The organism is Sphingobacterium sp. UGAL515B_05 (assembly GCF_033097525.1).
Classification (GTDB): Bacteria; Bacteroidota; Bacteroidia; order Sphingobacteriales; family Sphingobacteriaceae; genus Sphingobacterium.
Genome location: NZ_CP109907.1, coordinates 374758 through 394785 on the forward strand (window position 1 = coordinate 374758; position 20028 = coordinate 394785).

General features: G+C 36.7%; 20 protein-coding genes. 9 read left to right on the forward strand and 11 right to left on the reverse strand.

Going from position 1 to position 20028, the window contains the following annotated elements; genetic code table 11:
• Positions 1-12 precede the first annotated feature (12 nt).
• Positions 13-303: a hypothetical protein gene (locus tag OK025_RS01475; RefSeq protein ID WP_317668037.1), complete on the forward strand. Its 291-nt coding sequence runs from the start codon at positions 13-15 to the stop codon at positions 301-303.
• Positions 304-449: 146 nt separating this feature from the next.
• Here OK025_RS01475 and OK025_RS01480 read toward each other — a convergent pair whose 3' ends face one another.
• On the reverse strand, positions 450-896 hold the full coding sequence (locus tag OK025_RS01480) for a nuclear transport factor 2 family protein (RefSeq protein ID WP_317668038.1): 447 nt from the start codon (positions 894-896) through the stop codon (positions 450-452).
• A 218-nt stretch (positions 897-1114) separates the two neighbouring features.
• Between OK025_RS01480 and OK025_RS01485 the strand changes: the two genes are divergently transcribed.
• The 4 genes from OK025_RS01485 to OK025_RS01500 all read left to right on the forward strand — a co-directional run bounded on the left by OK025_RS01485 (position 1115) and on the right by OK025_RS01500 (position 4896).
• Positions 1115-1873, forward strand: a complete 759-nt coding sequence (locus tag OK025_RS01485) for a type 1 glutamine amidotransferase domain-containing protein (RefSeq protein ID WP_317668039.1) — start codon at positions 1115-1117, stop codon at positions 1871-1873.
• Positions 1874-2075: 202 nt separating this feature from the next.
• Entirely contained in the window at positions 2076-2981 is a 906-nt protein-coding gene (locus tag OK025_RS01490) for an alpha/beta hydrolase (protein WP_317668040.1), read from the forward strand.
• Between the two features lie 90 nt (positions 2982-3071).
• A complete protein-coding gene (locus OK025_RS01495; protein ID WP_317668041.1) occupies positions 3072-3929 on the forward strand; it encodes a helix-turn-helix domain-containing protein in 858 nt (285 codons plus the stop codon).
• A gap of 52 nt (positions 3930-3981) precedes the next feature.
• Positions 3982-4896: a hypothetical protein gene (locus OK025_RS01500; RefSeq protein ID WP_317668042.1), complete on the forward strand. Its 915-nt coding sequence runs from the start codon at positions 3982-3984 to the stop codon at positions 4894-4896.
• 419 nt (positions 4897-5315) lie between these two features.
• Here the strand turns inward: OK025_RS01500 and OK025_RS01505 are convergent, their stop codons facing one another.
• Positions 5316-5762: a nuclear transport factor 2 family protein gene (locus OK025_RS01505; protein ID WP_317668043.1), complete on the reverse strand. Its 447-nt coding sequence runs from the start codon at positions 5760-5762 to the stop codon at positions 5316-5318.
• A gap of 210 nt (positions 5763-5972) precedes the next feature.
• Between OK025_RS01505 and lepB the strand changes: the two genes are divergently transcribed.
• On the forward strand, positions 5973-6959 hold the full coding sequence (gene lepB, locus OK025_RS01510; protein ID WP_317668044.1) for a signal peptidase I: 987 nt from the start codon (positions 5973-5975) through the stop codon (positions 6957-6959).
• 176 nt (positions 6960-7135) lie between these two features.
• Here the strand turns inward: lepB and OK025_RS01515 are convergent, their stop codons facing one another.
• From OK025_RS01515 to OK025_RS01540, 6 genes are all read right to left on the reverse strand, one after another.
• Positions 7136-7894, reverse strand: a complete 759-nt coding sequence (locus OK025_RS01515) for an NADAR family protein (RefSeq protein ID WP_317668045.1) — start codon at positions 7892-7894, stop codon at positions 7136-7138.
• 115 nt (positions 7895-8009) lie between these two features.
• Positions 8010-8396, reverse strand: coding sequence for a nuclear transport factor 2 family protein (locus tag OK025_RS01520; RefSeq protein WP_317668046.1), 387 nt, complete (start codon positions 8394-8396; stop codon positions 8010-8012).
• A gap of 495 nt (positions 8397-8891) precedes the next feature.
• Positions 8892-9509, reverse strand: coding sequence for a hypothetical protein (locus OK025_RS01525; RefSeq protein WP_317668047.1), 618 nt, complete (start codon positions 9507-9509; stop codon positions 8892-8894).
• A gap of 167 nt (positions 9510-9676) precedes the next feature.
• Entirely contained in the window at positions 9677-9985 is a 309-nt protein-coding gene (locus OK025_RS01530) for a hypothetical protein (RefSeq protein ID WP_317668048.1), read from the reverse strand.
• Between the two features lie 296 nt (positions 9986-10281).
• Positions 10282-10992, reverse strand: coding sequence for a hypothetical protein (locus tag OK025_RS01535; protein WP_317668049.1), 711 nt, complete (start codon positions 10990-10992; stop codon positions 10282-10284).
• A 609-nt stretch (positions 10993-11601) separates the two neighbouring features.
• Positions 11602-12165, reverse strand: a complete 564-nt coding sequence (locus OK025_RS01540) for a suppressor of fused domain protein (protein ID WP_317668050.1) — start codon at positions 12163-12165, stop codon at positions 11602-11604.
• A gap of 421 nt (positions 12166-12586) precedes the next feature.
• Between OK025_RS01540 and OK025_RS01545 the strand changes: the two genes are divergently transcribed.
• Positions 12587-13156, forward strand: coding sequence for a DUF6088 family protein (locus tag OK025_RS01545; RefSeq protein WP_317668051.1), 570 nt, complete (start codon positions 12587-12589; stop codon positions 13154-13156).
• Between the two features lie 103 nt (positions 13157-13259).
• Positions 13260-13568, forward strand: a complete 309-nt coding sequence (locus OK025_RS01550) for a nucleotidyl transferase AbiEii/AbiGii toxin family protein (RefSeq protein ID WP_317669750.1) — start codon at positions 13260-13262, stop codon at positions 13566-13568.
• Here OK025_RS01550 and OK025_RS01555 read toward each other — a convergent pair.
• Entirely contained in the window at positions 13458-15071 is a 1614-nt protein-coding gene (locus OK025_RS01555) for a family 43 glycosylhydrolase (protein ID WP_317668052.1), read from the reverse strand. The genes OK025_RS01550 and OK025_RS01555 overlap by 111 nt on opposite strands.
• 566 nt (positions 15072-15637) lie before the next feature.
• Between OK025_RS01555 and OK025_RS01560 the strand changes: the two genes are divergently transcribed.
• The gene (locus OK025_RS01560; RefSeq protein ID WP_317668053.1) at positions 15638-16681 is read left to right on the forward strand and encodes a hypothetical protein; all 1044 of its coding nucleotides are present in this window, start codon (positions 15638-15640) and stop codon (positions 16679-16681) included.
• A gap of 195 nt (positions 16682-16876) precedes the next feature.
• On the opposite strand, the gene OK025_RS01565 is transcribed toward OK025_RS01560, so the two are convergent.
• Both OK025_RS01565 and OK025_RS01570 read right to left on the reverse strand, forming a co-directional pair.
• Entirely contained in the window at positions 16877-19231 is a 2355-nt protein-coding gene (locus OK025_RS01565) for a TonB-dependent receptor domain-containing protein (RefSeq protein WP_317668054.1), read from the reverse strand.
• Positions 19232-19320: 89 nt separating this feature from the next.
• Positions 19321-20028 (reverse strand): LytTR family DNA-binding domain-containing protein, encoded by a 708-nt coding sequence (locus OK025_RS01570; RefSeq protein WP_317668055.1) that lies wholly within the window; start codon positions 20026-20028, stop codon positions 19321-19323.

Consider the following 20028-nt stretch of genomic DNA (forward strand, 5'->3'; position numbering starts at 1 on the left):
AAAAATAAGGCAATGAAAATTATACATATCATGGATCCCCTATGTGGATGGTGTTATGGTAATACAGAAAATACGGTAAAACTATATCAAAAATACAAAGACAGGTTAGACTTTGAAATCATTCCAGCTGGAATGTGGACCGGAAGTAATGTGCGGAAACAATCGCCACAGATGGTTAATTTCTTTCTCAAACATGATGCTGTCGTAGCAGCACGTACAGGAGCTGCATTTGGGAAAGAGTATGCAGCCCTACTGGAACAGGAGATTGACCTTGACAGTGAGGTTCTAATTGAGCTCCACTAACTAAGTTATTCTCGACACCACTCGCTATTTTAAATAGATCATGAAAAAGCCAGATCTCGCGAACTGGCCTTTAAACTAAACTTAAACATATGATTCACTAGTTGTCTGCTACCGATCTGACCGAGCAGACAACTAGTTATTAAATACTACTTATACGAATTGATCGATTTGGATACTTTCCAGTCATTGCCTACACGCTCCAAGGTAACTAAATCTGTTTTGGTGAAGTTTTCAAATTTCAAAGTCACTTTAGCAACCATATAGTCTGCCGATTCTTCGATGATATCAGTACTTACCGCACAATTCAACTTCTCTCCTTTTTGCTTTTTCAATAGTTTAACCACTTCGCTACGGCTGTTAGACTGCGCATTTGTAGATTGGATCTTTTGATTGAAATCTTCTGCGAATAACTGCTCTACGCCTGCTGATTCGCCCTCCGTGGTTACCGCTACATAGTGATCCAAAGCGAAGTCTGCTGTGGAAAGGTTAACGTTTGTTTTTGTTGCTTTTGCTCCAGGTCCTTCAGCCGCCATAGCGAAAGTTGATACTGCGATTAAAGCTGCTGCTGTGAATGTTTTTACTAATGCTTTCATAATGTCTTTATTTTATTGTGTTAGTTCCGTTGTTCTTATTTGTTGACTCAAAACTACAACACAATACGCCCCTAGCCTATCGGCTTTAGACCAACGATCGGGAAAACTCGGTGAATGGCGGGAATGGGGAGGTGAATTTTAATTTTGTGATGTAAGTCACGGTAAATTACTATACAAAATCAAGAAATTTGTTCCAACAAGAAGAAAATCAAATCGATATGAAAGCAAAACGACTCTTTAGGCAAATAGGAATATTTTCGGCTCTATTAATCCTAATAGTAACGCATAGCTATGCAACAAACCAAAAACCAAAAATTCTATTTGTAGTGACTAGTCACGATACAAAAGGCGATACAGGCGAAAAAACAGGTTATTATCTCGGTGAAGTCTCACATCCATGGGAGGTTTTAACAGCTGCTGGATATGAGATTGATTTCGTTAGCCCACAGGGTGGAAATCCACCTGTGGATGGATTTGACCTAAATGATCCCGTTAACAAAAAATTCTGGGAGGATAAATACTATCACAGTAAAATCACCCATTCACTCAAACCTTCTCAGGTAAAACCTGAAGAATATAAAGCTATCTTTTATGCCGGAGGACATGGTGCGATGTGGGATCTTCCTTTCGATTCATCAATCGCAAAGATTGCGAGCAAGATATACGAGGCAAATGGGCTTGTCGCAGCTGTATGTCATGGACCTGCAGGCTTAACAAACATCAAACTGAGCACCGGCGAATATTTGATAAAAGGGAAAAAAGTCAATGGCTTTAGCAACGAAGAAGAAGAGCTTGTAAAACTTAGCAATGTGGTCCCCTTTTTACTAGAGGATAGGCTAAAGGCAATAGGTGGGATTTATGAAAAATCCGAACCATGGCAGTCGCATGTTACTATTGACGGCAGATTGATCACTGGCCAAAATCCACAATCAGCCAAGGCCGTGGGCGTGGCTATCGTCAAGGTATTAGGTGATTAAGGGATCAGCCCAAGATACAACATTGGGGGAAAGCCTTGGTAAGAACTTCAAATTTTAATATTACTTTGGATTCACGGCTATTACCCTTAAATTCTTTGCTAGGGAAAAAAGTACAATACATATCCACCATTATCCATTCCATACGAATCAAGCTGATTATATCTTTGTATCATAACTTTTAAACAATTTAAACATTAAAAAAATGAAAACAATTATTGCAACAATCAGCTTAGTGATGACTTTATTGAGCACTTCTATTTTTGCTCAAGGGAAAAGAGTACCAGCTTCTGCCGGAAGAGCAGAATACATCGAAGTAGAAAAGGGAGTAAAGCTCCATGTAACCGACCTTGGCGAAGGTAAACCTATCGTATTGATTCACGGTTGGCCATTGAGCGATGAAATGTACGAATACCAATACCAATATCTATCCCGCAGAGGATTCAGGGTGATTGGAATTACACTTCGTGGTTTTGGAAAATCAGATAAACCTTACGGAAAGTATGACTTTGATGTTTTTTCCGATGATATAAAAGTGGTTCTGGAAAAACTGGACATACAAAATGCTACGCTTGGAGGGTTTTCGCTCGGTGGCGCAGTGGTGCTGCATTATGTAACAAAATATAACTCCGCCCATATAAGCAAGCTAGCGCTGTTTGGGGCGGCAGCACCATCGTGGAAACAGCGGGAAGGTTTTCCTGACGGATTGCCGGATGCAGCTGTACAAGGATTGATAAACGCAACCAAAACACAAAGAGAGGATCTGATCGCAAGTTTCGGTGCAGGCTTCGTGGCGAAAGAGGGCAATATCTCTAAAAACGTAGAAAAATGGTTGGAGAATATCAACTTGCAGGCCTCTCCTTATGCCATGACAGAATCGATCACCGCACTCCGCGATTTAGACCTACGCCCCCAGCTTTCAAAAATCAATATTCCTGTGACCATATTTCAGGGAGTTTATGATAAAAACTGTCCGCTTGTTTGGGCCGAACAATTACAGAAAGGCATAAAAAATGCAACGCTTATCCGCTTTGAAAACAGCGGTCATGCCTTATTTGTCGAAGAAATGGAAAAATTCAATACCGAGCTGGAGAAATTTGCAAAATCATGATGAATTGCAAAACAGGAGAGCAAGAATATTATGTTCTCCTGTTTCTATTTAAACTGAGATTTGTATTTTTAACCCCATTAGTTTACCAATATGGCAAGTGAAAAAGTATTTCGAAACGACCTAAAAACCATAGGACTTATATCGTTGCATGAAGAAAATGTTGACTCCATTAATAGCGCGGGTTATAAACAATACATAAAAGTACTGCTTCTTTCAAAGGGAACTGAGTTACAGGTTGATCTTGCTGAATATTCCGTAAAACAGCCCTCCCTCTTCTTTGTAAGCCCCAATCAGCATCTGCATATAAAGAAGCTCGGAAAAGAAGAGGGACACTTCATCTTTTACAACCGCAACTTTTATTGTATCCAGATACATGATGAGGAAGTAGCCTGTAACGGATTGCTGTTCAGCAACATCTACAATATGCCGAAGGTGGAATTGGACAATGGCGAAATTCCTTTCTTTAGCTATATTTTCGGACAGATTACGGATGAGTTCGGATTGAACGATACCTCGCTGGAAGAGATGCTTCGTACCTATCTCAAACAATTGTTCATCAAATCCGCACGGTTGTGGAAAAAACAAAATCTCGATAAAGAACTTACTGAACAGAACAGCGACCTGGAGTTTTTCAGGAAGTTTACCTTGTTGGTTGACGAACATTATAAGGAAAAGCACCATGTTGCCGACTATGCCGAACTGCTGTTTATGGCTCCAAAAACGATTAGCCATAAATTTAAAAGACTCAATCTGCCACAGCCTAATGATGTGATAAAGAACAGAATTCTGTTAGAAGCAAAACGGCTGCTGGTACATACCAATCTGACGGCAAAAGAGGTTGGTTATGAACTGGGATATGAAGATCCAGCATACTTCAGCAGGCTATTTGTGCAGAAATCAGGTGAAACGCCATCAGCATTCCGGGCAAAATTTCTTGCCATAAATTAAATTCAGTTTTTTTTGTAAATTCAGTCTTTTTTGCTCCAAAACAAAATTCAATATGATAAGCAGATTTTTTACTTACTTATTTTTTTCTCTTATTATCCCGATGGCTCTTCGCGCGCAAATTCCAGAAAGTCGGTCCTTGTCAGCATTGGCAGAACGAATAAAACCGGCACCGGACGAAGTTTTCAACAAATTTCGCGAAGCAGGGATGCAGCCTGTGGATCATGTACTGACAGCAAAAGAAAAAGACAAGGTCGCAAAGGCTTTCAGTATGCTGTCGCCGCTGCATAGTAAAATTCTGAAGCAACATCTGCACAGTATAAGTTTCATGGATAATATGCCCAATACGGCACTTACATCCCCGGTTGAAACAGCCGATTCAAGCCAAAAATTCAACATAATTTTTCGTGCAGAGATTATTAATGAAACTGTTTCCCAATGGGCCACATGGAAGGAGAATTCGTACTACACATTTCCTGAAGACAGCGGACTGAAGGTAACGATAGAGGCCGGCGAGCTGGACGCTATGGTGTACGTATTGCTTCACGAGGCAACGCATGTAGTGGATGCGGTACTGGCACTTACACCTCACTCCGTCGCGGGTGATACAGTTGCGGCACCTACAGCATTTACCCGGGGTATCTGGCATGCCGCGAATATGCCCGAGAAAGCATTCATCAGCCCTTTGCTGGCAACGACACGCTTCCGGAGCGGAAAGCAGGTGCCGGTTTCTGATGCACCTAAAATATACAAAGAGCTTCAAAAAACACCCTTCGCGTCACTTTACAGTACAGCTGCATGGTTTGAAGACCTCGCTGAGCTAGTGGCTATCTATCATTTAACAGCAAAGCTAAACCAGCCGTTTCGGGTATCCGTAAAACAGAACAGCAAAGAAATCATGAGTTTTGAACCGATGAAGAGTAAGCTGGTAAAAAAGAGGCTGGAGCAGCTGAAGGTATTTTATGATTAGCTGTCCTTCATGATTAATCGCGAGTTGTAAGCTCTGGTTGATAACCAAAGGATGTTTAAAATATTTACTAGTACAACCTGTACTTCACTAAGAGCGTAAGCTTTTTGAATTAAAACTGCAGTTAATAAAAAATTATAAAACTATTTTGAACTGGCTATTGTTCTTCCAATACAAAACGGCTACAAGCTACCTTTCGGAAGAAGGGTTCAACATAAAATTGGCGTCGTACAGTGAAAATCCAATAGTCTTTAAAAACATTGGATGACGAAACAAAAAAGAGGAAACGATAAGAAACATAAAAATTACTGTACAAATAAACGCTAAGAGAAAGGGTCTGATGAGAATCAGGCCCTTTTGACGTAAAAAAGCCACATCTCTCGATATGGCTTCACAACTTATACATTTGTGTGGAATGGCTCCTATTTATACGAATTGATTGATTTGGATACTTTCCAGTCATTACCCACACGCTCCAAGGTAACTAAATCTGTTTTGGTGAAGTTTTCAAATTTCAAGGTTACTTTAGCGACCATATAGTCTGCGGATTCTTCTAAAATGTCTGTGCTTACTGTACAGTTCAGCTTCTCCCCTTTTTGTTTTTTCAATAGTTTAACCACTTCGCTACGGCTGTTAGACTGTGCATTGGAAGCTTGGATCTTTTGATTGAAATCTTCTGCGAATAGCTGCTCTACGCCTGCTGATTCGCCCTCCGTGGTTACCGCTACATAGTGATCCAAAGCGAAGTCTGCTGTGGAAAGGTTAACGTTTGTTTTTGTTGCTTTTGCTCCAGGTCCTTCAGCCGCCATAGCGAAAGTTGATACTGCGATTAAAGCTGCTGCTGTGAATGTTTTTACTAATGCTTTCATAATGTCTTTATTTTATTGTGTTAGTTTTTTTATCTGTTCTTATTTGTTGACTCAAAACTACGACACAATAGGACCCTAGCCTACGGCCTTTAGACCAACGATCTGGAAAACTCGGTGAATGGCGGGAATGAGAAGGTAAACGTATAGCACGAATCCGGTACAGAATACCTGATAAAGTTTTTAGAATTGCCAGCCACATTCAAAAAATAAATGATTAATTTTATTGCCGGGAAAGGCTTCCTATATGCAGGCAGTCAATCACCACGCTGTAATTATACCTATTATTCTTTTATGGAAGATCCAACGACAATTGATGTACCTCAGTCACATCCAAGAAATGCTTTTTTGGCAGGGTTATTTTCTTTAGTTTTTCCTGGCCTAGGGCAGGTCTATAATGGACAGATAAAGAAAGGTATTCTTTATTTTGCCCTAAGTTATCTAATCCCCGCAATTTTTGCTGTTACCCGTTGGGCAACCTCCTTTACCGGCGTGATCATTTTTATGGCGATCGGTATATCATTCCTTTTAGTTATGGTAGTGGATGCTATACAAAATGCAAAAAAACAAAAATTTTATACCCTCAAACCTTACAACAAATGGTATAACTACGTATTGATCGCCATCTTTATCTCCACAATGACCTTGGTGTTTGATATGAAAAAAATGATAGGCATACAATCTTACATTGCTCAAACAACAGCCAATAATCCAACGATTCTGGTAGGCGACTGGATTGTAACAGATACAAAAGCCTATGAAAAAAACACACCTAAAACTGGAGATCTGGTTACGTTTACGAAAGAAGATGGTCAGTTATTCATGTATCGTATAGTTGGTCTACCCAATGACACGATCTCACTTAAAGACAATATTGTATCGATAAATAACAAGCTAAGTAAATCCAAATTTATTGCAGACAGAAATGTAGAGGGTATAAACTTTTCTGAATTGGAAGAGACATTTCCAAATGGACACAGTCATCGCATCTATAAAAGTAAAGAAGAGTTCGATAATGGTATAAAGAATATGAATGATTTCGTTGTTCCGACAGATAGTATTTTTGTATTGGGCGATAGCAGAGATAATGCGCTTGACAGCAGATACATAGGCTGCATCGCTAAGAATCAAATCACGGGAAAGATTAAATTCAGTTATTGGGGTAAGACTGGCTTCAAAAGAATGAATATAAAATTCTGACAGGGACACACGCCACATATATAAATTCAGAAGAGCCCGAGTATACCCGATTGTCTGTCTTCAAAATGAGATAAGCCACATCTTCCGACCTGACCTTAATAAATAGATGATTCACTAGTGGTTTGTCTTTCATTACTGGCAAACCCCACCAGTCGTAAAACTCTATTTATAGGAAGTTAATAAAAATCCATCCATGAATAAGGACAAGGATGGCTGAGCTTATATATCATTTGTTCTCTTTCAGACAGATTATCATAAAAAGCACCGAATTCACTCAAATATTCCTCTCCAGCTCCCATTCTCCAAAACATGTCGCCACTATCCTTATCGGAAAACTTCGACCAAGGTGCTTGCATAGCGTTTTGAAGTGCTTGAAATTGTCCAAATTGACCTAGAAAATCTCGTACTTCCATCAACGCAAAGCCTAATAAATTTTGACCACGCCAACAATAGATGTTTTCAATATCAACGTTATCTTGTGCAAGTCCAATACCCCAGATGGCATCAACGGGGCTTGCCTCAACGAGAACTCTATTTTCTGTCTTTAACAGATATTCTGCCAGCTCCCAATGTTGATTAAACTTATGGATGTTTCCGTTCCTGACGATCTCAAATTTTCGTTCGTTCCAAATCTGATCATCATAGCCTATAACTTGCCTTCCCAACTCTTTGGCCTCCCCCGGTTTAATACAGTTTATAATTTTCTCGAAATTCTTTTTATCATCAAAAAGTAAAGCTTTTTGGGCCATCATCCAATGCTCCGCAGTCCTATAGGTAATACTATCTACTGTAAACGGACTCTCATACCATTGACTGAAAACAAATTTTCCAACTTCCTGATTTTGCTTAGCTGTATGCCCCCAAAAGAAGAGAAATTTGAAGCTATCTCCATTTTCAAATCTATCTGTTAGCCATTTGATATTATATTGTACCATATACTCAATTCAAAACTGATCGTCTATTATCCATCGACATACAATGATACGCAAAAAATAAAAGCCACATCTCTCGACATGGCTTCACAACTTATATATTTGTTAGGGATGGCTCTTATCTATATGAATTGATTGATTTGGAGACTTTCCAGTCATTGCCCTCACGCTCCAAAGTAACTAAGTCTGTTTTGGTGAAGTTTTCAAATTTCAAAGTGACCTTAGCGACCATATAGTCTGCGGATTCTTCTACAATATCCGTGTTCACTGTACAGTTCAGCTTTTCGCCTTTTTGTTTTTTCAAGGATTTAACCACAGCTTCGCGGCTGTGAGACTTCGCATTTGTTGCTTGGATTTTTTGATTGAAATCAGCAGCGAACAATTGTTCTACTCCTGCTGATTCTCCCTCCGTAGTTACCGCAACATAGCGATCAAGTGCCAAGTCTGCTGTGGAAAGGTTAACGTTTGTTTTTGTTGCTTTTGCCCCAGGCTCTTCAGCTGCCATAGCGAATGTTGATACGGCGATTAAAGCTACTGCTGCGAATGTTTTTACTAGCGTTTTTTATCGAAATTATTTATTTTTTATTTGATGATAAAGCTATCATGAGTGTCCTTTGAATACACTCATGATGGTTCATAATGTCTTTATTTTATAGTGTTAGTTGTTAGTTCTTATTTGTTGACTCAAAACTACAACACTATAGACCCCTAGCCTACGGGCTTTAGACTAACGCTCAGGAAAACTCGGTGAATGGCAGGAATGGGGAAATGAATTTTAACTATGTGATGTAGATCACGTTAAATTACGATATGAAATCGAGAGAGTTGTTCCAACAAAAAGAAAATCTCAACGATATGAAAGCAAAACAACTCTTTATACAAATAGGAATATTTTTGGTTTTATTCACCGTCAAGGAATTAAGTAAGAAAGGTATAACTCTCAAGATAACAACATTGGCCTTTGAAAAACCATAGGGTCTTTCAATATTATTGCGGAGAATCACCTTAAGAATATTATGATACGTAATATAATTAAACCAGCAACAACTAAACAGATAATAAGCGGAGCAATGATGCTTCTTTTCTTATACTTTATTCCTTTTAAATATTGATCCCAAAACCCAAACTGCAATATGGCGGCACCTATTCCATATAACAAAATACAAGTGAATCTACTCTGATCAAAATAGTCTTTAAATTCGTTGTATACCAAAATTAACGCTATGGTATAACCAAATCCAAATAGGAGTGTTGCCCATGCTTCTTTTTTCTTGGATACTGTGAATAAATTAATCGCTAGCAATATAGCGCCTGTAAATAATCCGAATAGTATACTAAAATACCATATTGCTTTTTGTGAATAGAAACTGACGGAAGCTTTTTCAGCATCCTCATCAATATCCCATGTGTTAAGGGATTTGTAATCAGGCTCCTCTTTTTTCCTTGACGCTATAAGTTGATTTATCTTAACAATTTCTGTTTCGGAAAAAAAATACCCCCTTTTTTTGAGAATGTCGAAAGCCATTTCTATAGCTTCAGGGACTGATCGGGTATCTGCTGAAGTATACCGCAACAGGTCCTTATTGGATAGCTTTTCTAAGACTGATCTTTTTACCATAAACCTAATATAAACAAACTACCAATTACAGTTATCACACTTTTAAAATAACGGTGCTAAAATATTATTATCTGACAACAAATGTTTCCAAATCATTTCGCAGTTTAGATCTAATTTTCCATTGTAGCAGTAATTTCATCAAAGAAGTAGAATAACTGATAGGTATATTAAGTTAATTTCATATAACATTGCAATAGCGTTATAAACGCTAAGATATTAGCGGCAATAAAACAATATACTATCCACTTAGTTTTAAAGCCATAATAGAACAATCCCAATATCCATGGATTCCCAAAAAGATATATTCTAAAAATTTGAAAGCCATCAAATTTATGCCCCAAATGAAAAAAATCAGCCAATAACTGACTAAAACATCCTTTAATTGATTGGTGCTCTATCGCAATAAAATTCATCACCATCAAACAAACATAGGTCAGAATATAAATAGCTGGAACAACTTTTTTATTAATTTTCACTTCTTAACATTTATTGATTTGTACGTTATATAACTTCAAACAGAGTCCATCTACCACCTCACTGGAAGATATAAATTAGCTAGATTGTCAAAGGTCACTTGAGAGCCTTAAGTTAACAAATTCTTTGGGAGTTAAACGCTAGATTTTAAATCGAATTGCAATCAGAAACTGTCTTGGCCTGAGTTCGAAATAACTCTGTATAAGCTCATAATCTGAGGAAAATTGCTGCAGATAGTTTTTATTATAAATAGAAAACAATTTACGCTAGTGCTGCGGGATGGAAATGGAGAAGATTGCTAAAATGGCATTGTTACCACGCGTGCTTTATATTTACCTTTTTTAATCTCAAATAAAACTGCATACCCACCAGCTCCATCGCCATTAACAGCAGTAATGTATAAAATATCATTTGAGTCATCATAGTAGCATGTTGCAAACTCGTTGTTTACATTAAATAGGTTTTCGATTTCCTTTGTTGGGATCTGGATAAATCTCCCCTTTATAGTAGCTTGAATAGAGGTGTAATGGCTTGTAGGGATTTCGCCATCTGTTCCCCAGACCTGCTGCCCTCTAAATTTGTCTACAACGGCATAGCCATCATATTGAGTCGATGAAAAATCACCTTTATTTTTTTCATAATCGAAACGATCGGAATTCATTTGCACGGTTATATCTTCTGCCATAAATTTTGCGCTACCTTCATCAGCAAATACTGTAGGGATCTGCTTATAGGATTCGATATATTTAATTCTTGAATTGTGTACATATCCAGTGATGCTCTTGTTATGGTTGTCGGTATAATCAACAATTACCCAATCGCCGAACTTTTCATCAGGAAATGCATAAACAATTTTATCAGCAGCAATTTTTGAAACAACCGCACTATTCACTGTAGCTTGTTTCCTCACATTTACATAGCCGTCTTTGTCAATGATTTTTGCAAATTGAGCCGAGGCCAACTGGCATACTGTGAGAAAAAGCAGTACTAAAAAATATCTCTGATTCATTTGGTATAAAGTTATTACTGATAATATTTTGGCCCCGACTAATAAGATCTTGGACCATATGATCTTCCTTACGAGGACTCATATTTACGAATTTAATTGAAAGATAACAATCTCGCTACCTTTATATCACTTGTTGATTAAAAAAAGTTTAAAATATATGCTCGGACTAGCTATTTATGCATTTATATAATGAAAATCCTTTTATCTGTTTTCTACTGAAAAATCGCTAGGGTTAATGACTTTTTTGTGGATAAATTTCATCTCTAAACAATTCTAAATGTTCTTGCAACAATCTTTATGTCGCTAGAAGTGGAAGCTGTTTTAATAACAGAACAGTATAACCTATTATTAACTCATTCCATGAGATTTGAAATCATATTCCTCCTCCGTAATGGATTATTAATGATTTCCTGAATGAATAATCCCCAATCCTGTTCCATATCATTTAGATAGTCAAATGGCGCTGGATAGTTGAATTTTTAAACTCTTTGCCAGATTCTAAATCAAACAGTATATCGTGTAATTCAAAATTTCGAAGTAGTTTCATAGCTATCTATTTTTTAGAAAAACTGGTATTTTTGACTACTAAATCCCGAGATATTATTTCATTCAAACCAACGTGTTCCTGAAAGGATCTAAATAATTTAATCCCCGTTCTTCAAATATTCCCTCAAGCTTTTCGGCACCATTTTCCTTTTTAAAAGCTACTTCCTCCTCGGTAATAGGCAGCAACCAATAGAAATGGACTGATTTATTGTTATCAAGGGTAAGAATTTCGAGTTTGGGTCCGTCGAGATAAGGCAGCGAAATAAGGCCATAAGAACAGGGAGAATCCATGCGCCATCCTCTTCCCCAGTTGATGGTATGCCAATGTCCCAAACTTGCGCCAAATCTATGATAATGTGCTACGACTATTAATAATTCAACCAATGTTTCATCTTGCTCACCAGAAAAAATGTGCAGTTCGAGGGCAAATTCATCATGCAAGCCAGACATACCTATAGTAGCATAAGCCCACATGTTCCGTTCGGTTGTAGGCGGAAATTCCAGCACCCTAAAGTGATCGCCTAGATCCTTATAGGGGCCTTTTGACCAAGTCAAGACGTTATATTCCTGCCCCCAATTACAGGTATAGTGTTCTAAAAGCTTTTGATGATATAAGACTGTATCCATTTTTTTTTCAATTTATCAAAAAATAATTTACTTCAATAAAACTATTTGGAAACGACTATTGTTCTTACTATACAAGACGGCTACAAGCTACCTTTCAAATGGAAGGTTCAACATAAAAATTGGCGTCGTACAGTGAAAATCCAATAGTCTTTAAAAACATTGGATGACGAAACAAAAAAGAGGAAACGATAAGAAACACAAAAATTACTGTACAAATAAACGCTAAGAGAAAGGGTCTGATGAGAATCAGGCCCTTTTGACGTAAAAAGGCCAATCTCACAACATAGCCTCAATAAGTAGATGATTCATAAAAATCACTACCTCCTCAAAAAACTCATATACAGAAAATTAAAAAAAGCAAAACTACTTTATGTAAAAACAATTTGCATGAAATTTGAATTTTATTTCATACATTTGAATCATGTATAAGCTGGATAATTTAAGGAAATCAATACGAAAAGGGCTGGTATATCGTAGAGAGGATTTAGCAAAATCTTCAAAATCGATAGATCGTGATTTAGCGAACTTAGTACAAGAAGGTAGTCTTAAAAAATTAGCTCAAGGCCTATACTATGCGCCTAAAAAAACAGCTTTTGGAGATTCTGTACCTGAGGAGAGAGAGGTAATAAAAAAATATTTAAAAGATGATGATTTTTTGATAACATCACCCAATTATTACAATTCATTGGGATTGGGAACAACACAACTGTATAATAGCAAAAAGGTTTACAATCATAAAAAACATGAAGATGTCAAACTTGGCAATAAGGTTTATCAATTTAGGCGTAAGTCTAAATTCCCCAAGCAACTGTCATCTGAGTACTTAGTTATCGATTTATTAAATAATATAAAAAGCTTGGAAGAAGACGAGCAAACTTTAGTAGATAATCTAAAGTCAAAAGTACCACACTTTAACAGAGCGCTTCTTAAAAAAAATGCTGATAAATATGGTTCTATAAAAGCTAAAAAAATAATAAATAAATTAGAATAGAACAATGTATCTACATCAGCACAAGAGCTTCAAAGACTTACTGCTTAGGGAATCTGAAGAAAGGGCAATTGATCCCATATTGATCGAAAAAGATTATTGGATTATGCATTGCCTTTACGGACTTCAAAGATTAGGCTTTCATTTTGAGTTAAAAGGTGGCACGTCTCTATCAAAAGCATATAAAATAATTGATAGGTTTTCAGAGGATATTGACATCCACATCCACCCTGGCGCAACATTAGGGATAAATGAAAATCCTAAAAATACCAATGCAAACAATGTTGCCAAAAGGCTAGCTTTGTTATTTAGATCGAATAAGTGTTACATCATCAATATGGCAATAAGCATTCGCCTTTCCACTAGCCATAAAACCTATTTCAACGCACCCATTTTTTATGGATATATTCGCTAAAGTAATATTACCCCAATGCTGATCCGCTTTGCTCAGTTTCTGTTTATACGTTTTACCATTACTTAAAGCATACATATATAAATCCTCAAATCCGCTGCCACGTTTAAATTTTGCAGATAAAGTATATTTTCCATCCGCTAGTTTCATATGCTGGCTAGACTGAATAATCTGTGAGACTTTACGCTTAAAATCTATTTTATCGTTAATCTGCAAACTCTTTTCTCCAATTACCTGCTTTCTATCCTCGGCTGTATTGAAATAATTAAGCACGGGCGATAAAGAATCGCTTACAGAGAGTATATTTCCTTTAATGATCGTAGTTTGCCATCCTAATAACTGTTCCTGAACAGGCTTTACCGGACTTGGTATATGTCTTCTATCGGCCTCGAAACTCCCGTTCTTAACATAATTATTGTCACCGTTCACCTGCCATTCTCCTGTTGTTGGATGAAGACTCCATGAACTTAACGAATTAAAAATAGGCTTTTGGCCATCAAAGGAAAGGGGACACCACTGGTTATATCCTAGACCATTGCCCGCAAAATTAGCCCATCTGTCGCCACAATAAATAACCGTCTGCTTTTTGGCCCCTTTTAGCGTCACAAAAAATCCGGTTTGCGTAACATGGGCATAATCTGCCTCTGAACCTTCCATGATCAGCATTTCATTCGTTGGCGTATATGGACCATAAATATGATCTGAAACGGAGTAATAGGCAAAAGAGGAATCCCAGCCATATAAGTTGGAGGCAAATAAATAGTATTTTCCATTATATTTGAACATACAATTCCCCTCTCTTCCCTCCCCTTTAAATATCATATTACAATCCAATAGCCCTACCTTACCGTCCTTGATACCAATTTCTGAGATGTAAATCTTGTTTCTTCCTCTTCCGTAGGAATACACCAGGTAAGACTTTCCGGTATCCTCATCGGTGAATACCGTTTGATCTCCGGTGTTGCTTGTGCCTATCATACCCGTCATATTGATACGCTGGTGCCATTTAAATGGGCCATTGGGACGGTCTGATAAGGTAACCAATAATTGATCATTGTGCTGGATGAACAACGCATACTTGGCTATTTCCTTGATGTATGCAACACCTAGACGTCCTGCCCAGCGCGTCTGGATAGAATTTTTATTAAGTTCATCAAGAGTCAGTACATCTCCCTGAGAGGTCCAGTTTACGAGATCCTTAGACACATAACACGTTACAGAAACAAAATTGTCGCGTTCAGGAGTAACACTGGGATCATTTCGGTATTTTTCAGATTCTTGATATTTTGCTCCATACCAAAAATATTTAGTCTGCCCATCTTCAGGATCTCTGAAAGAAAAAATACCTCCTCCTTGGCTATATATAGGCTGTCCATCTTGGGTATCCCAAAAAATATCATTTTTAATTTTCAAAAATCCTGTTGTAGGATCTGACTGGCCTTGCAACTGTGAAAATAACAGGCAAAGTATAAAAGAAAATAAGATGTGTTTAGATAAGGTGATCATAGTTTTGGTCCAATGGAAAAATCCAAGATAAAGCAATAATTCTTAAAAGCCATCATGCCCCAACCTGTACTTCCCTAATTTATTTTACACAATACCCCCCGGCTTATCGGCTTTAGACCGATGATCAAGAAAATCCGGTGAATAGAAGGTAGAGAAAGCTGCGTCTGATTCGTACCAGGTTCGCCCCCTGTTCGGATCAACAACAGATAATCTACAGCTATTCACCAGACATTAACCAGTCCCTGAACAGAAAATATCTGGATAAAGACTGTACAATATTCGATCCGTATCTGTTACGATCCGAAGGTGGTACGAAGCAGGTACGAACACAACCCCTATAAAAGTTTTAATTCATCCCCGGATAACAGATTTTCAGACGTGCTAAAATCAGAATTTTATATTTTACAACATTGACAAACCTAAGCTGATCACAGTAATATTCATACCTAACGATTCGCCAAACGCGGTTTACGATAAAACTGAAAATAATATTTGTAGGGTACATTTTCCAAAGAATCATGAAAATTTAGGTACTTTTAAAGATATGTTAAATCATAAAAAATAGCATGCGCAACATAACAATCTTATTTACTTTCTTAGCCGTATCAGTCTTCCAACTTATCGGTAGCTGCTTTGCTCAAACCAAGTATGTTATCTTTGATCAAGACAAACTAACCGATTCATTGAATGGCCATTTATTCTGCAAAAGAACATATGCAGAAATCGAATCTGACAGTACCGATTTTCCAGATTTGACTATTTATAATTTTCTGTTCAAAAAAAGCATCCTTACTGATGATTCAAATCAAAAAGTATTTCAGAATTTTTTAAGCTTTGAGCGCGATGGGAAAAATTTGCCCGTTGATATCTTAGTTACAATAACGCCGCTGACAAGAACTAAATTTGAGTTAAAAAACATCTCGAAAGCCGTTGCTAACAGGGAGATTAACGTAATTTCTTTGGATAGCCTGTTGCGAACCTCAGCAAAAGATATATTTTATGCCAGGTATGCACCTTTAGGTGTTTTTTCAGACACGCCATCACTCAATTTGAAAAGGACCAATTATAAAATCGTGGTAAAACGAAAAAATGAATATTTTCTAGTCGACAACGAGACCTTAACGGAGTCCTATTTTATTGGTCATGGTTATATGGAGCCTTATAGAACCAATGCAGCAGGAATATATCCGCAGAGTAAGAATTTTTCAAAACAAAATTATCTCGCCCCTGAAAAGTCAAATATGCTAAAAGGGGGAATAATAAAAGATACTACCATAAATTTAAATAATCAGGACCGAACGATAGTAATCGATAGATTTTGGACAAATGAACCATACATTCCTTTTACAAAAAGTGCAGGTTTAAATAAAGGTAACGATTGGTATGCAGTAGAAGGAATTGGAGATTTTGAGTTCTATTGGGACAATGGTATAGTAAACGGTAATTTTTTGGACTATTTCAAAAAAGCCAAATTAAACTATATGCCCGATAAACAGCTCAATAGAAAACTGAACCTTTGGTATAAAACAAAGAAAATAAATGGAATACCACTCAAATATTTTTTTAAGAACAAAGGTTTGGACAACACAAATTTGAAATCGATAATATAGCTAGCAATACCCAATGTTTCATTGATTACAACTTGGAAATTCAATTGTACTTTAAAACATTGCATAACGGAATATAAAAGTGGAAACGTAAAAAAGCCACATCTCACAACGTGGCTTTAAAATATACAAATTACAGGCTCCTTTTGACGAAATCAAAAGAGAATCACATAGTAATTTTCCTTGATGCGCTTACCTTTACATTCCGAGTCTTTCTTTTAACGTTTTGTTCCCATCGTTTTCTAAACTTTTACTTTTTGACTTAGCCCCCGCAGAAAAATTGTATTTAAAACTAAGGGTAACTTTTCTCGTATCTCTTTTGAGATAACTCTGAGATATCGCTGGCAGGTCTTCTGTCTTTACTTTTACATTAGCATCATAGAAAAGGTCTGACACAGATAATTTAATAAATGCCTTTTTGCCAAAAAGAGATTTTCGAACCCCCAAAGTCGTGTTTGAAAAAGCACCTATGGTATAAAGTCCATCCAAGAAAGCAGTACTTCCAAAAAATACAGCCTCAACATTCCATCCTTTAGCTACCGCAAAACTATTATAGAAACTTAAATTCCCATAATACTTCGACTTACTTTTGATTTCCCCGCTCTGCAGTCCAGGGTAATTGAACTTTAGATGATTACCTTCTAAATAGAGATTGGAATTCCAAAATTTCACAAAATTGAAAGAACGAGAGAGACTCAATGTCCATTGATATTTATTATAAAAATTGTCTGTGGTAAGGGTATATTTATAGGTTTCAGGATTATATAGATAATAATCGTTCAAACTATTATTTGTAATGATATAGTTTAATGTAAGATTAGTTTCCTTTATACTGGCATTTATAAAAAGCTCATGATTAACTTCCGGAATTAATTTTGAATTTCCACGACTAACCGTATAATTGTCTATGATAAATTCATATGGTATCAATTTGGCGTATGAAGGTCTATTTATATTTCTTGCATAACCCGCAGAGAAAGTATAACTTTCATTGAGCAAATAATCAAATCTTACTTTAGGTAAAAGATGGAAGTAGTTTCTTTTGAGTTCCTGCTGAAGAGAAAGCTGATAGTCTGTATTTTCACCCCTTAATCCTAAACTAAGATTGACCTTGTCTGAAAATTTATATTCACCAGAAAGATAAAGGGCAAAAATGGATTCATTAAAACGACTTTCCAAGCTATCAGTTTTACTTACCTGATTAAACAACTGTGTATTATCACTCTGCGTGTGAACATATTTGGTTCCGACACTATACTTAAGTTTTTTATAGTTCTTGTCAAAATCTATGGCAAATGTCTTTGCATTAAACTTGGAATATGTATTATTAAAGGTATATTGAGTCCCGCCTTCGATAATTTCTTTCAGTTTTTGATTTTTTTCATTTTCATATATTAAGACATCTCCAGAAAACTGAATCCGTGAATCCAAGGTATCTAGCGTTCGACTATAATTGGTACCAAACGTATAATTGTTGATATCATATCTGATATCATTTTTGCTATCTATTTTTGACAAATTACCATTTTCGCTTTTAGTAATGAAAACATTCCCTAGACCATCGTATTTATTGTAATTTCTTCTAAAAGTAAGCGCCAATTTATCATTATCAGTTGGCTGATATCCCATACCAGCTGAATATGATCCGGAATTATAGTTATTATCTGAAAAGTCTATATCTTGATTTAACACTCCGATTTCTTTCGAATCCTTTATAAGTGATCTATTTTGATAACCTTTTTCGATCATTTTTTTGGTATTATGATTTGCATCGGCTTCAAAATAAATTTTCCCAAGATTTATACTGGCCGTTAAACCACCACTTCCCCCAGCTTTTATACCTTTAAATAAACTTCCTTCTATTGAACCAATAATACCTTTCGTTTTTTTCTTTTTGGTATAGATTTCAATAACAGCCGAAGTATTTCCATCATATTTAGATGAAGGTGCCGTGATAATTTCTATTCGCTCAATTTTGTCACCTGACAACGTAGACAATACCATTTGCAAAGAAGTTTCTGGTATACGTTGCTTATCAAGAAAAACAGCGATATTGGTTTTACCTTGAACTTTAATTTGATTATTGGCAACCTGTACATAGGGGCTCATGCCTAATATAGCCATAACATCATTGCCCTGAGCTATATCAGCCCCGTCCAGATTCAGTACCACACGATCCGTTTTATAATTTAATAATTTTTTTGTCCCAGTCACCTGGACCTCATCAAGGATGAGCTCATTTTTAACTAGAAAAGTCGTGTCAACTTTAGAGGAGATGTTGGGAATAACAATTTCACGCACAGAACTTTTGTACCCGATCGCAGTTAGTATCATTTTATACCCTCCAGCATGAATATCTTTGAGCACAAATGAACCATCACGAGCAGACATCAACACTTTACTTGACTGGTCGTCGACAGGGCCGATAATCTTTATAGATACCCCTTCTAAACCTTGTAATGATTGTTGATCTACAATAGTACCAGAATATAGGTTTTGGCTTTTGGCATGTAGTGATATAAAGAAAATAGTTAGCAGCAACAGTGTCCTCATTGTTATACGTGTTAATTTCAACAAAAAAAAGACTTGAAATTTAAATCAAGTCTTTTTTTACACCAAACCCTATTTTTGGAGGACGAATACTAAATTTCGAGAACTTTCATCAGGTGTTCTTTATAGGATTCCCCGATAGGGAACAGGCGATCTGATCCTTCCAATTTCAGATGCCCGCCATTGAATGTTGCTATCTTTGAGATTGAAACAATAAAGGAACGATGAATTCTGATAAAACCTGAATTCATTAAAGTAAGCTCGAGATCTTTCATATTCATTAATGTTGTCAATTTGTTATTCAAAAAGGATATTGACACATAATTTTTTAATCCTTCTATATAAAGCACCTCATTGAGCTTTACTTTTAGATACTTGCCCTTCTGATCGCCTTTGACAAACAAAAAGTCCTTAACGAGTTTTGGCGTACTTGTACTGCCGACATTATTCCTTCTATTGAATTTACCCACAGCAGTCATAAATCTTTCAAAGGTAACCGGCTTCAGCAAGTAATCCACGATATCATTTTCAAATCCTTGAACCGCATACTCTTCAAATGCAGTGACCATAATAAATTTATGCTGTCCATTCTTTATCCTGACAAACTCGAGCCCCGAGAGCTCCTCCATATTGATATCGATAAAGACCAAATCTATATCTTCATTTTTATCCAGATATTCCAGAGCCTGCAAAGGATTATTAAAGGTTTTCTTCAGTTCAAGATGGGCCGTCTTATTGACATAACCAGCTAGTAATTCAACAATATGATGTTCATCATCAATTATAATACAAGTATTCAT

Coding starts and splice junctions, on each gene's coding strand:
- OK025_RS01540 (WP_317668050.1), bottom strand. CDS start 12,165: ATGGATACAGTCTTATATCATCAAAAGCTTTTAGAACACTATACCTGT.
- OK025_RS01565 (WP_317668054.1), bottom strand. CDS start 19,231: ATGAGGACACTGTTGCTGCTAACTATTTTCTTTATATCACTACATGCC.
- OK025_RS01505 (WP_317668043.1), bottom strand. CDS start 5,762: ATGAAAGCATTAGTAAAAACATTCACAGCAGCAGCTTTAATCGCAGTA.
- OK025_RS01485 (WP_317668039.1), top strand. CDS start 1,115: ATGAAAGCAAAACGACTCTTTAGGCAAATAGGAATATTTTCGGCTCTA.
- OK025_RS01520 (WP_317668046.1), bottom strand. CDS start 8,396: ATGGCAGCTGAAGAGCCTGGGGCAAAAGCAACAAAAACAAACGTTAAC.
- OK025_RS01495 (WP_317668041.1), top strand. CDS start 3,072: ATGGCAAGTGAAAAAGTATTTCGAAACGACCTAAAAACCATAGGACTT.
- OK025_RS01560 (WP_317668053.1), top strand. CDS start 15,638: ATGCGCAACATAACAATCTTATTTACTTTCTTAGCCGTATCAGTCTTC.
- OK025_RS01570 (WP_317668055.1), bottom strand. CDS start 20,028: ATGAATACTTGTATTATAATTGATGATGAACATCATATTGTTGAATTA.
- OK025_RS01515 (WP_317668045.1), bottom strand. CDS start 7,894: ATGGTACAATATAATATCAAATGGCTAACAGATAGATTTGAAAATGGA.
- OK025_RS01480 (WP_317668038.1), bottom strand. CDS start 896: ATGAAAGCATTAGTAAAAACATTCACAGCAGCAGCTTTAATCGCAGTA.
- OK025_RS01555 (WP_317668052.1), bottom strand. CDS start 15,071: ATGATCACCTTATCTAAACACATCTTATTTTCTTTTATACTTTGCCTG.
- OK025_RS01490 (WP_317668040.1), top strand. CDS start 2,076: ATGAAAACAATTATTGCAACAATCAGCTTAGTGATGACTTTATTGAGC.
- OK025_RS01500 (WP_317668042.1), top strand. CDS start 3,982: ATGATAAGCAGATTTTTTACTTACTTATTTTTTTCTCTTATTATCCCG.
- OK025_RS01535 (WP_317668049.1), bottom strand. CDS start 10,992: ATGAATCAGAGATATTTTTTAGTACTGCTTTTTCTCACAGTATGCCAG.
- OK025_RS01550 (WP_317669750.1), top strand. CDS start 13,260: ATGCATTGCCTTTACGGACTTCAAAGATTAGGCTTTCATTTTGAGTTA.
- OK025_RS01525 (WP_317668047.1), bottom strand. CDS start 9,509: ATGGTAAAAAGATCAGTCTTAGAAAAGCTATCCAATAAGGACCTGTTG.
- lepB (WP_317668044.1), top strand. CDS start 5,973: ATGATTAATTTTATTGCCGGGAAAGGCTTCCTATATGCAGGCAGTCAA.
- OK025_RS01475 (WP_317668037.1), top strand. CDS start 13: ATGAAAATTATACATATCATGGATCCCCTATGTGGATGGTGTTATGGT.
- OK025_RS01545 (WP_317668051.1), top strand. CDS start 12,587: ATGTATAAGCTGGATAATTTAAGGAAATCAATACGAAAAGGGCTGGTA.